At 68.3% G+C, this 11,459-nt stretch carries 11 protein-coding genes; 6 read left to right on the top strand and 5 right to left on the bottom strand.

Going from position 1 to position 11,459, the window contains the following annotated elements:
• The first annotated feature begins 39 nt into the window (after positions 1-39).
• From egtB to ACOGXE_RS03355, 3 genes are all read left to right on the top strand, one after another.
• Positions 40-1,329, top strand: coding sequence for an ergothioneine biosynthesis protein EgtB (gene egtB, locus ACOGXE_RS03365; RefSeq protein WP_419932538.1), 1,290 nt, complete (start codon positions 40-42; stop codon positions 1,327-1,329).
• A complete protein-coding gene (egtD, locus tag ACOGXE_RS03360) occupies positions 1,329-2,372 on the top strand; it encodes an L-histidine N(alpha)-methyltransferase (protein ID WP_419932537.1) in 1,044 nt (347 codons plus the stop codon). The genes egtB and egtD overlap by 1 nt, the downstream gene beginning before the upstream one ends.
• A gap of 80 nt (positions 2,373-2,452) precedes the next feature.
• Positions 2,453-3,553 carry a zinc-binding dehydrogenase gene (locus ACOGXE_RS03355; RefSeq protein ID WP_419932536.1) on the top strand — a complete coding sequence of 367 codons (1,101 nt, stop codon included), beginning with the start codon at positions 2,453-2,455 and terminating at the stop codon, positions 3,551-3,553.
• Between the two features lie 7 nt (positions 3,554-3,560).
• Here the strand turns inward: ACOGXE_RS03355 and ACOGXE_RS03350 are convergent, their stop codons facing one another.
• The 3 genes from ACOGXE_RS03350 to ACOGXE_RS03340 are packed head-to-tail and all read right to left on the bottom strand — an operon-like array spanning position 3,561 to position 5,831.
• Complete coding sequence (locus ACOGXE_RS03350) at positions 3,561-4,214, bottom strand: nitroreductase family protein (RefSeq protein WP_419932535.1); 654 nt, start codon at positions 4,212-4,214, stop codon at positions 3,561-3,563.
• A 9-nt stretch (positions 4,215-4,223) separates the two neighbouring features.
• A complete protein-coding gene (locus ACOGXE_RS03345) occupies positions 4,224-4,958 on the bottom strand; it encodes an SCO6745 family protein (protein WP_419932534.1) in 735 nt (244 codons plus the stop codon).
• 60 nt (positions 4,959-5,018) lie between these two features.
• Positions 5,019-5,831 carry a dienelactone hydrolase family protein gene (locus ACOGXE_RS03340; protein ID WP_419932533.1) on the bottom strand — a complete coding sequence of 271 codons (813 nt, stop codon included), beginning with the start codon at positions 5,829-5,831 and terminating at the stop codon, positions 5,019-5,021.
• Between ACOGXE_RS03340 and ACOGXE_RS03335 the strand changes: the two genes are divergently transcribed.
• Both ACOGXE_RS03335 and ACOGXE_RS03330 read left to right on the top strand, forming a co-directional pair.
• Positions 5,830-6,645: an enoyl-CoA hydratase-related protein gene (locus ACOGXE_RS03335; protein WP_419932531.1), complete on the top strand. Its 816-nt coding sequence runs from the start codon at positions 5,830-5,832 to the stop codon at positions 6,643-6,645. The two genes, ACOGXE_RS03340 and ACOGXE_RS03335, sit on opposite strands and share 2 nt — an antisense overlap.
• A gap of 85 nt (positions 6,646-6,730) precedes the next feature.
• Positions 6,731-8,203: an amidase gene (locus ACOGXE_RS03330; RefSeq protein ID WP_419932530.1), complete on the top strand. Its 1,473-nt coding sequence runs from the start codon at positions 6,731-6,733 to the stop codon at positions 8,201-8,203.
• A gap of 44 nt (positions 8,204-8,247) precedes the next feature.
• Here the strand turns inward: ACOGXE_RS03330 and ACOGXE_RS03325 are convergent, their stop codons facing one another.
• Positions 8,248-9,183, bottom strand: coding sequence for a DMT family transporter (locus tag ACOGXE_RS03325; protein WP_419932529.1), 936 nt, complete (start codon positions 9,181-9,183; stop codon positions 8,248-8,250).
• Positions 9,184-9,253: 70 nt separating this feature from the next.
• Complete coding sequence (locus ACOGXE_RS03320; protein ID WP_419932528.1) at positions 9,254-10,558, bottom strand: alkyl sulfatase dimerization domain-containing protein; 1,305 nt, start codon at positions 10,556-10,558, stop codon at positions 9,254-9,256.
• Between the two features lie 98 nt (positions 10,559-10,656).
• On the opposite strand from ACOGXE_RS03320, the gene ACOGXE_RS03315 reads away from it, so the two are divergent.
• Positions 10,657-11,382, top strand: coding sequence for a hypothetical protein (locus ACOGXE_RS03315; protein WP_419932527.1), 726 nt, complete (start codon positions 10,657-10,659; stop codon positions 11,380-11,382).
• Positions 11,383-11,459 lie beyond the last annotated feature (77 nt).

Here is an 11,459-nt window from a genome sequence, read left to right as displayed (position 1 = left end):
ATGCCGGACTACCCTGCCGCACGCTCTATGGCCACATGCATGACCAGCAACACCTCGTCAGGATTGCTCGGGAGCTACCGCTCGGTGCGGGCACACACTGATGCGCTTACCGCACCGCTCAGCGATGAAGACCAGTGCATCCAGACGATGCCCGATGTCAGCCCCACCAAATGGCACCGGGCCCACGTCACCTGGTTCTTCGAGACCTTCTTGTGCAAGCCGCATCTCGCCGGCTACATCGAGCACGATCCTGCCTTCGGATTCCTGTTCAACTCGTACTACGAGACCATCGGGAAGCGACACCCGCGGCCAGAGCGCGGATACCTGTCGCGACCGTCGTGTGCCGAGGTCACGGCGTACCGCCGTCACGTCGACGCGGCGATGGAGCGACTGCTGTGCGGAGCCGTCGCCCCCGAAGTCGCAGACTTGGTGTCGCTGGGCTTGCACCACGAGCAGCAGCATCAAGAGCTGATCCTCATGGACATCAAGCACGTGCTGTCGTGCAACCCGGCGCTGTGGCCGGCGTATCGGTCGCCAGGCGGTGCGCCGACGGCCGGCACCGGCTCGAGCGGTGCGGGTGATGTTCGCTGGGTCGGCTTCGAGGGTGGCGAGATCACCGTCGGTCATGACGGACGCAGCTTCGCCTTCGACAACGAGGGGCCTCGCCACCAAGTGCTGACGGCGCCGTTCCGGCTCGCCGACCGCCCGGTGACCTGCGCCCAGTGGTTGGAGTTCATGGCCGACGACGGCTACGACACGCCGACGCTGTGGTTGTCCGATGGCTGGGGCCAGCGCATTGCCCACGGTTGGAATGCGCCCGCGTACTGGCACCTCGCCGACGACGGCTGGCAGGTGTTCACCCTGGAGGGCCTCAAGAAGGTGGCGCCCGGCGATCCCGTGTGCCACCTGTCGTACTACGAGGCTGAGGCATTCGCTCGTTGGGCAGGCGCGCGACTCCCGACGGAATTCGAGTGGGAGCACGCCGCGGCTGGCCTGCCCATGGTTGGCAACATCGGACGCGATGCCGGCCTGCACCCCGCCCCGGCTCCGACGGCGCCCGATGCAGGCGTTGGAGCCTCAGTGCCGCTGCAGCAGCTGTACGGCGACGTGTGGGAATGGACGTCCAGCCCCTACAGCCCGTACCCGGGCTTTCGCGTGGCACCCGGTGCGGTGGGCGAGTACAACGGCAAGTTCATGATCAACCAGATGGTGCTGCGGGGCGGCTGCTGCGCGACACCTGAAGGTCACATCCGATCCACGTACCGCAATTTCTTTCACCCCCACACCCGCTGGCATTTCTCCGGCCTGCGCTTGGCAGCGGACGCTTGATGACAGTCTCCGACGAGGCGGTTCAGGCCGCCGTCGATCCCGCGGTCGACAACTGGCTCGACGCCGGCTGGTCAGATCGGGAACTGCGCGCCGATGTCTCCGTGGGCCTCTCGTCGACGCCCAAAGAGCTGCCGCCGAAGTGGTTCTACGACGACCTCGGCAGCGAGCTGTTCGACGAGATCACCCGTCTCGACGAGTACTACCCAACTCGACGTGAGCGGGAGATCCTCGAACGGGAAGCAGATGCCATCGCAGCCGCCTCGGAGGCTGACTGCATTGCCGAGCTGGGATCGGGAACCTCGACCAAGACCCGCATCCTGCTCGATGCGTTCGCGGCCGCCGGCCAACTCCGCCGGTACGTGCCGTTCGACAACAGCGCGGCCACGTTGCGCGCGGCTGCGCGGGAGGTGGCCGACGCATACCCCGGTCTGGCAGTGCGTGGTGTCGTCGGCGATTTCGAGCACCACCTCGGGCATCTGCCGCTCGACGACGTCGACGCCCCGACCGGCGCGCTGCCCCGTGCGCCAGCGATGGTGATGCTGCTTGGCGGCACTGTCGGCAACTTCTCACCGGCGCGTCGGCCGGCGTTCCTCGATGCTGTCGCCGGCGCGATGCAAACGGGTGACACGTTCTTGCTGGGCACCGATCTCGTCAAAGATGCCGGTCGCCTGGTGGCCGCCTATGACGACGCTGCCGGCGTCACGGCCCGGTTCAACCTCAACGTGCTGTCGGTGCTCAACCGCAGGCTTGGCGCGGACTTCGACCTCGACGCCTTCGCCCATGAGGCGGTGTTCGACGCGGGCAACGAGTGGATCGAGATGCGCCTGCGCTCTCTGCGGACCCAAACCGTGCACATCCCAGCCTTGGAGATGACAGTCGACTTCGTGGCTGGCGAACGGATGCGCACCGAGATCAGCGCCAAGTTCCGTCCCGAGCGCGTGCGAGCAGAACTCGGCGCCGCGGGCCTTGTGGTGCAGCGTATGTGGACCGACGCCGAGGGCGACTATGCCCTCACCCTGGCCCGGCGCGTCCGCAGAACCTGACGCACACGCCCGCCTCCCCGCGAAGACGCCGTCCGTCGGCGTCCGCTAGACAGCGGGGCAGCGCAAGGGAGGGGAGTGCGATGCCAGTGGACGCCAGAGTTGTTGTCATCCCGCAGGAGGCCGGTGCCGGGCTTGAAGTGCTGAATGTGGCACTGCCGGATCCACGCGGGCATGAGGTGGTGGTGAAGCAGTACGCATCGGGGATCTGTCACAGCCAGCTCCACACCATTCACAACCCGCGGACGGCGCCGCAGGTGTTGGGCCACGAGTCCACTGGCGAGGTGATCGCGGTAGGGCCTGATGTGACCGGCCTGGCACCTGGCGACACGGTGATGGTCACGTGGGTGCCCAAAGACCAAGCGAGCGCACGCCGCCGGGGTGGGCCGTTGCGGCTCGATCTGGGCGACGGCCGGACTGCGACCTCGATCAACGTGTTCACGTGGGCCACCCACACCATCGCGGATGAGATGTTCGTGGTGAAGGTGCCCGAGGGCATCGATGTCGAGGCCACCTGCATCATCGGCTGCGCGGTCATCACCGGCGCCGGTGCCGTGCTCCACACCGCAGGGGTGAAGGCCGCAGACAGCGTGGCCATCTTCGGCGTCGGAGGCGTCGGCTTGTCCGCGGTGGCGGCCGCCAAATTCGTCGGCGCCGATCCGATTATCGCCGTGGACCTCGCTGAGGAGAAGCTGGCGTTCGCGAAGCGCTTCGGGGCCACCCACGGCGTCAACGCCTCCGACGGCGATCCGGTGGAACAGATCAGGGCGCTCACGACCGATGAGCACCGCTTCGACATCCTGCGGCAGCCGCTGCGGGGTGTGGACTTCGCCTTCGACTGCATCGGGCATCAGGGCACGATGGCGCAGATCCACGAGGCCACCCGTGCCGGCGAGTTCGGCCAGAGCCGCGGCGGCACGGCCGTGCTCGTCGGCGTGCCTCAGCGCAACCTCGAACTCGACACGCTGCACCTGTTCATCGGGGAGCGGTCGTTCATCTCCAGTCTGGGCGGCAGCTGCGAGCCGGCCGTCGATTTCCCCCGTTTCCTGCAGTGGCACGCGGACGGCGACCTTGACCTGAGCGCACTGGTGACACAGCAGTACGCAATCGACGACATCGGCCAAGCGGTCGACGACCTCGAGAACGGGCGAATCGCTGGCCGCTCGATCCTGGTGTTCGACTGACCGGCGGCTACCAGCCGTTCATGTGGACGAAGTCGTCGAACGGCTTGCGACGGCCCGGCTTGAAATCGGTGCCGATGGTGTGGGCAACCGGCAGCAGTGCGACCTGTTGCACGTCGTCGTAGGGGATGCCCAGGATCTCGGCAACTTCCTGCTCGCGCGCTAGGTGCACGGTGGTCCAGCAGGTGCCGAGGCCCCGGTTGCGAGCGGCCAGGCAGAAGCTCCACGCCGCCTGTATGACGGAGCCCCAGCGCAGCGCCTGCAGGCCCGCGGGCGCACCGTCGAGCCGGCCTTCGATGCATGGCACGAAGATCGCCGGTGTGCGGGGGAAGTTCTCGGCCAGGTAGCGGGCCGAGTCCATCATGCGCAGCCAGTCGGCACGGGCCGTGGCGTCGTTCTCGGCTGCTGCGGCCTTGGCCAGGTAGTTGTCGTCGATGCGGCCCAGCCAGACCTCTTGGTAGATCGCCCCGACGGCCTGGCACTGCTCTGGGTCCGTCGACACTACGAAATGCCAGTCCTGGCGCAGCGATCCGGTGGGAGCCTGCAGCGCAAGCTCCAGGCATTCCTGCAGCAGCGTCTCGTTCACCGGCCGGTCGAAGTCGAGCCGGCGCCTGACAGCTCGCGTGGTGGCGAGCGCCTCGTCGACGCCCAGCGACAGTGTCACCCCGCAGCCCTAGCCGGTCAGCGCGGCTTCGATGGCTGCGACACCGTCGGCCAGCGCCTGGGCCTCAGCGTCGTCGAGCACGCCGTAGATCGGGGCAACGAGATCGTCGGTGAGGGCCTCGGCGGCTTCCCACTTCGCACGATGCTCGTCGGTGACCTCGGCGTCGTTGGTCCAGCCGAACATCTCGACGTCGTCGGGGCGGCGCACCCGGTGCGCCATCTCGGTGGACAGGCCCGACGCCACGATGGCGACCAGGTGCAGGCTGCCGCGCAGCTCGCGCAGCACGGCCACGTTCTGGAACGCCCGTGCGGCGGCCTCGCCACTGCGAGGCTCGGATGCGATCGCTGCGAAGAGCGCTTGCGCGGAACTGTCGACGAGCCCGGCGTCGATCACCTTGTCGGCCGCGGCATTGAAGGCGTCGAGGCCTGCGACATCGCTGAGCTTGGCGGCGCCGAAAGCGGCTGCGCACTCCATGTAGAGCCGGCCTCCGTCACGCGGTGCCATGACCTCCTTGGCCGAGTTCCAGATCTTCGCGATCAGATCGGGATTGAAGTAGCCGAAGGCGCTGTGCACGACCGTGGCCTCGACATCTCCCAGCACGCCGCCGCGGCCCAGCGCGTAGAGGCGGAAGCCGTCGAGGCCGGCTTCCTTCCCGCGCGCCAGCGTTGCGGGGTCGAAGTAGAACATCGAGCCCATCACCGCGATGGGCGGGCATACCTTTTGGACAAGTTCACGTGTCTCCATGGGGCGACAGTGTGGCATCGCGCGCGAGCGCTCGCCCGCTTGGCCCGACGGCGAGCCCGCCTAGTGCAGGCGGCGGGCGAACATGTCGAGCAGCAGTTCCCAGTGACGCTCAGCCGCCGGCTTGTCGTACACCTCCCGCTGCGGGAAGACGAAGCCGTGGTGGGTGCCGTCCACCCAATAGGTCTGCGCGTCGGTGCCGGCATCGGCGAACGACTTGCACAGGCGGTCGTAGTGCGCCCGGTCCACGTAGTCGTCGTGCTCGGCGGACATCACCAGCACCTCGCCGCCGATGTCGGGCGCTCGCAGATGCGGCGAGTCGTCGGCGTCCACCGCGAGCCGCACCCCGTGGATCGACGCAGCGGCGGTGATCTGGTCGGGGTAGTCGGCGGCCAGCCAGATCGCCATCGGGCCGGTCATGCAGTAGCCGGTGGTGCCGACCCGCTCGGTGCTGGCAGCCGGATCGGCGTCGGCATAGCGCAGCAGTGCCGCGGCGTCCCTCGACACCATGGCGTTGGACAGGTTCGCCATCAGCTCGCCCATGAACCGCCGGCTGGCCGGGTCGTCACGCTGCACGATGAAGCCGGGGATGTCGCGGTAGTACAGGTTCGGCAGCAGCACGTAGTACCCGACGGTGGCGATTCGCCGGGCCATGTCGTGCAGCTCTTCGCGCTTGCCGGGCGCGTCCATCAGGAACAGCACGGTCGGGAACGGTCCCGGCCGGCGCTCGCTGGGCTCGGGATGGGTCACGAAGGTGCTCATCTCGCCCTCGCCGGTGTCGATCGAAACGTGGTCTTCGAACATCGCTGCCTCCTTGGGTGCGGCCGTGCGGTTCCACGGCCCGCCGCCAGCCCTCTGGCATACCATCCCGGCCATGCAGGCACTCGACTTCGAACCGCACTACTTCGTCTACGAGGAGATCCGGCCCCGCGTCGCCCGCATCACCATCAACCGGCCCGAGGTGCGCAACGCCATCAACACGCCCGCCCACAAGGAGTGGTCGGACATCCTGGATCACGCGGCTGCCGACGACGACATCTGGCTGATGGTCATCACCGGCGTGGGCCGGCAAGCGTTCTGCGCCGGGCGTGACCTCAAGCACCTGTCGATGGTGCGGCATGCCGACGAGGCCACCCAAGCTGCCGACCGGGAGCTGATGAGCCAGGTCACCCGGCTGATCGAGCGCTTCGACTATCCCAAGCCGCTGATTGCCCAGGTGAACGGCGTGGCGCTCGGCGGCGGTTTCGAGGTGGCGATGGCCTGCGACCTAGTGGTGGCCGCCGACCACGCACAGTTCGGGCTGACCGAGCCGCTGCGGGGTCTGTACGCCGGCGGCGGGGGAGTCCACCGCCTGCCCCGGCAGATCCCGCTGAAGCTGGCGATGGAGTACCTGCTGACGGCGCGCACCATGAGCGCGCAGCGGGCGCTGGAGCTGGGCATCGTCAACGACGTGGTGCCCTACGACGAGCTCGAAGCGGCCACCGACCGGCTGATCGACGACATCATGCGATGTGCACCGCTGTCCATCCAGGCCACCAAGCAGGCCGCGATGCGCGGTCTCGACATGCCGCTCGGCGAGGCCTTCCACCACCCCTACCCCGCCGTGGCCCGCCTGATGGCCAGCGAAGACGTCAAGGAAGGCCCCCGAGCTTTCGCCGAGAAGCGCGAACCCAACTGGCAAGGCCGCTAGAAGGCGGCTGCGCGAGACTGCGCCGTTGATGACAGGTCTGCGGACCGGCACAGCGAGCGGCAGACCCACAGCGACAGGGGCAAAGATGACCGATGCAACAGCGCTGGCAGCACGTGTGCGAGCCGGGGAGACCGACACCGTTGCGACAGTCGAGGAGGCCATCAGCCGCTGCGAGCAGCTGAACCCGACGATCAACGCCATCGTCGTCGACACGTTCGACTCTGCTCGGCGGCAGGCTGCCGAGCAATCGAGCGGCGGCAGGCGGGACGGGTTGCTGGCCGGGGTGCCGATCGCGTTGAAGGACCTGTTCTGCCCAGTGGAGGGCGAGCCCGCGTACCAGGGCAACCGCCGATTGGCCGAGCTCGACCACCGCTACAGCGAAACCGGTGCGGTGGCGCGCCGGTGGTCCGAAGCCGGTGCAGTCAGCATCGGCCACACGCACAGCCCCGAGCTCGGCGGCGGGCAGTGCCCGGGAGCGGCCGAGACGATGTTGTACGGCCCCACGCGCAACCCCTGGAACACCGACCACACGGTGCTCGGCTCCAGCGGGGGAGCTGCAGCCGCGGTGGCGGCAGGCATCGTACGTATCGCGCACGCGAGCGACGGCGGCGGCTCCATCCGCATTCCTGCCAGTGCGAACGGGCTCGTGGGCCTCAAGCCGTCACGCGGCCGGATCTCGAGCGCTCCGGCCGGCGAGGGCTGGGGTGGCGGCACGACCGACGGGGCTGTAGCTCTGACCGTGCGCGACGCGGCGCTGGCGCTCGATGTGCTGGCCGGGCCCGAACCCGGCGATCCGTACGTGCCGGCCCACCCCGCGCCGGCCGACGGCTATGTCGCCGAGGTCGGCCAAAGTCCCGGGCAACTGCGCATCGGCGTCAGCTCCACGATCCCGTTCGAGGACACCGATCCGTTCTGCACCCAGGCCGCCGAGGCGGCCGCCAGCCTGCTTGACGGCCTCGGCCATCGGGTCGAGCCAGCACTCCCCGAAGCGATGGCGACCAACGACTACATGTACGACTACGTCCGCATCATGCGCGCCAGCGCCACGGCGACGATGCGTTCCTTCGAGAGCGTGCTGGGGCGTCCGTGGGGCGAGGACGACATGGAGCCGGTCGCGTGGATCAACTACCAGCGCGGCACCAAGATCAGCGGGGCCGACATCCTGGCGAGCCGGGAGCGGTTGCACCAGTTCACTCGCCGTCTCGTGCAGTGGTGGAACCCCCAGCCCGGCCACGGCGACGGCTTCGACCTGCTGCTGACCCCCACGCTCGGCATGGTGCCGCCGCCGGTTGGCTACCTGGTCGAGGGCGACGAGCGCACGCTGGTGCGACGCTTGGCAAAGGTGACGCCGTACCTGCCTCAGTTCAACGTCAGCGGCCAGCCCGCCATCTCGGTGCCGCTGGGCACGCCCGAGGGCATGTCGCCGGAGGGGCTCCCCATCGGCATCCAGCTCGTGGCAGCGCCTGGCCGCGAGGACGTGCTGCTGCGTGTCGCCGCCCAGATGGAACAGGCGGCACCGTGGTCGAGCCGCCGCCCGGCGGTCCACGCGGCCAACTGAACTAGCGCTCGGCTGCGACCGGCGACGTTTGCTCGCCGTCAGCCCTAGGTCAGCTTCGTGCGGGATTGATCGAGCACGACTGCTGCGAGGGCGAACATCACCACGGTCATCCCGACGAACTGCCACAGTGACACCTGATCGCCCAGGAACGCCCAGGCCATCAGCGTGCTGGTGACGGGGATGGCCAGCGTCATCACCGAGCCCAGCCACGACGGGATCCGCACCAGCGACCAGTTCATCAGCATGTGGCTGGCGACCCCGGGCCCGACGGCCATGATCCCCAGCCACAGCCACGCACCCGCTGACGGCCAGTCGAAGACCTGCCCCGATGCGAGCGCGAACGGCGTGGCCACCAGCGAGCACACCAGCGCGCTGCCGGCCGTGTACTGCGCTGCGGCGATCTTCTGGGTGCTGAGCTTGGAGAACACGAAGTAGCCCGTCCAGGCGAACAGTGCCCCGAACGCCAGCAGGTCGCCGAGCACGCTCCACTCGGGGATGCCGGCCGAGCCGAACACGACGATGGCGATCCCGCCGATGGCCACCAGCGCCATGCCCCAGTGACGCCGGCCCGGCTGCTCGCCGAAGATGCGTGGCGCCAGGAAGAGCATCAGCAGCGGCTGCAATGACGCCACCACGGTGGCGTTGGCCACTGTGGTCATCCGCAGTGCGACGAAGAACAGCATGATGTCGAACGCCAGCGAGAAGCCGCCCCAGAACGAAACCTTGATTGATGACAGCCGCAGCGGCGTCCGGTTCGCCCACAGGAACAGCGCGACCAGCCCGGTGTAGAGCCACATCCGCCAGAACACGACGGCCAGCGGCCCGAGTTCGGAGATGCCCTTGGCGATCACGCCCGACGCAGCCCAACCCACCATCGCCACGGCTGCGGCCGGCACGCCGAGTGCGCGCTCTGACATCGCGGGTGCGCCGCGCCCCCCGTACGGCGCTCCTGGCGCCGTGCCCGGTCCGCTGTCGGCCATGTGCCTGCTCCGCCCCGCTGTTCCAGCCTGCAAGTCGCGGCCGCGGGCAAGCCGAGCCGGTACCCGAAGACTATGCCTCAGCGATGTCTCGGGACTCGGCTGCGGCAGCGCTGAAGATGCCGATCGACATCAGCGACTGCTCAGCCGCCCGCCGGGCCTCGTAGATCTCGGCGCGCGCGCCGTGCATGCTCGCCGAGTCCGGATCTGCCGCCACGGCCAGTTCGATCAGGTGACATGCCAGCTTGAGATCGCCGGCCTCCACCAGCTCCTGCGCCCGCCGCGCGAACGCCTCGGCGCCGCCGCCCAGGCGCACCAGCTCGCCGGCGAGCTCTGCCTTTGGTGAGGGCTTGAGGTACGCCGGATCGAGGTCCCACCATCCCCCGTACAGCCGCCAGATGTTGCGGATCACAAATTCCGGCTCGTCGTACACCGGCCGCATCCACGGGCGCTCCAGCCACTCGGCCGGCAGCGACACGCTCTGGAGGATTTCATCCAGCGATGCTCCCTCGTTCATCAGGTCGAGCGTCTGGCTGACGAGGGTCTCCAGTGACTCGGCGAGCGTCAGCAGCACCGTGGCGATCCGCTCGCGGCCGCGCACCGGCGGGCCGTGCGCCGGGACCAGCAGCTCGGGCTCCAACGCGTCCATGCGGCGCAGCGCCCGGGCCCATTCGAGCGGGTAGCGCTGCACCTTTTGCGGATTCCCGGCGTTGGGGAAGACCCACACGACCAGATCGCCGGGGCAGATCGCCCGGTGCGAGGGCACCCACGCCCACGTGTGATCGTCGGTCTCGCCCTTGTCGTGATGCAGCTCGAAATCGAGCCCGCCCACCGACAGCGAATCATTCTCGCTGTAGGTGCGCGTCGGCCAGAGCGTGTCGCCGGGGAGGAAACTCGGCTCGTCGCCGGTGATGCCGACACCACGCCGTCGCAACGAAGCACCGAACTGCCGACGGTTGATGATGAGGTTGTAGCCGCTGGTGGCGTTGTAGCGCTCGAAGCGCGGGATCACGTTGTCGTGGCCCACCACGAGCGGCGCCGGCTGGCCACGTTCGGCCGCATCGGCAGCCAGCGCCCCGCTGCCACCCACATGGTCAATGTGGCCGTGGGTGTACAGCAGTGTGTTGATGCGATCGCCGGACCAGCCTCGCAGCGAGTCCACCACCGCCGTGCCGTTGAGCGGTCCGCTGGCGTCGAAGCACACCAATCCGTCGTCGGTGCCGAACGCGACCATGTTGCTGAACGCCTCGATCACCGCCACGTTGTCGTCGATCTCGCTCAGCGTGTTGTCCACCCGCACGATGCGTTCGTCGGCGATGCCCGTATCGATCAGCCGGCTGGACAGCTCGATGGGATCGATGGTCTTTGATGGTGGCACGACGTCTCCCTCCGGTACGAGTAACAGTCTGCGCCGCTTGAAGGCTGCACTGCGGATCCGGCTGACGATGTGCCAGTCTTCTCGGCGAGGAGGAAGCCATGGCAACAGCAGAACACCGACCGACCGAGCTCACCGACGACATGCGCATGAAGCTGAACGCGGTGTCCACGGCGACGCTGGCGGGCCAGATGCAGCGGCGCGGGATGCGAAACAGCTTTCTGAACGGGCTGAGGCCGCTGAACGAGGGCCAGCGAATGCTCGGCTACGCCCACACGCTGCGCTTCGTGCCCAAGCGTGAGGACTTCGAGCGCCGGCTGCAGGGCCCGAATGCCCAGCGCCAGGCGGTCGAGTCGATCGAACCGGATGAAGTGCTCATCGTGGAAGCCCGTGGCGAGCCGGATGCGGGCACTATCGGCGACATCTTCTCCATGCGTGTCAAGCAGCTCGGCGGCACCGGCTTTGTCACCGACGGAGCACTGCGCGACACGCCTGCAGTGGCCGATGTCGGCCTGCCCACCTATCACCGGTCATCGCATGCTGCGACCCTCGGCCGTCTGCACACGCCGCTTGCGCACCAGGTGCCCATCGCCTGCGCTGGCGTCACCGTCTTCCCGGGCGACATCATCGTGGGCGACGGCGAAGGCGCTGTGGTCATCCCGGCACTGCTCGCCGAAGAGGTCGCCAACGACTCCTACACCCAGGAGATCGAAGAGGAGTGGGCCATCGAGCGCGTCGCAGCCGGCGAGAGCTCGATCGGCGTGTTCCCGATCTCAGCCGAGCGCCGCCCGGAATTCGAGGAGTGGCAGGCAAAGCGCCAAGGCTGAGCCGAGTCGGATTTTCTCTCTTGCAGGGGCGTGTGGCTAGGCTCGGCGCAGGCTTCGGCGGGCCGCCGGTGCGGACC

It is taken from the genome of Candidatus Poriferisodalis sp. (genome assembly GCF_965208555.1).
GTDB lineage: Bacteria > Actinomycetota > Acidimicrobiia > Acidimicrobiales > Poriferisodalaceae > Poriferisodalis.
The sequence above is the reverse complement of the archived record's forward strand: the minus strand, read 5'-3'. Positions and strand labels throughout refer to the sequence as shown.

Bases quoted from the DNA above. Each gene is read 5' to 3' on its own strand.
- egtB (WP_419932538.1), top strand. From the start codon at position 40: ATGACCAGCAACACCTCGTCAGGATTGCTCGGGAGCTACCGCTCGGTG.
- egtD (WP_419932537.1), top strand. From the start codon at position 1,329: ATGACAGTCTCCGACGAGGCGGTTCAGGCCGCCGTCGATCCCGCGGTC.
- ACOGXE_RS03355 (WP_419932536.1), top strand. From the start codon at position 2,453: ATGCCAGTGGACGCCAGAGTTGTTGTCATCCCGCAGGAGGCCGGTGCC.
- ACOGXE_RS03345 (WP_419932534.1), bottom strand. From the start codon at position 4,958: ATGGAGACACGTGAACTTGTCCAAAAGGTATGCCCGCCCATCGCGGTG.
- ACOGXE_RS03335 (WP_419932531.1), top strand. From the start codon at position 5,830: ATGCAGGCACTCGACTTCGAACCGCACTACTTCGTCTACGAGGAGATC.
- ACOGXE_RS03340 (WP_419932533.1), bottom strand. From the start codon at position 5,831: ATGGCCGGGATGGTATGCCAGAGGGCTGGCGGCGGGCCGTGGAACCGC.
- ACOGXE_RS03330 (WP_419932530.1), top strand. From the start codon at position 6,731: ATGACCGATGCAACAGCGCTGGCAGCACGTGTGCGAGCCGGGGAGACC.
- ACOGXE_RS03325 (WP_419932529.1), bottom strand. From the start codon at position 9,183: ATGGCCGACAGCGGACCGGGCACGGCGCCAGGAGCGCCGTACGGGGGG.
- ACOGXE_RS03315 (WP_419932527.1), top strand. From the start codon at position 10,657: ATGGCAACAGCAGAACACCGACCGACCGAGCTCACCGACGACATGCGC.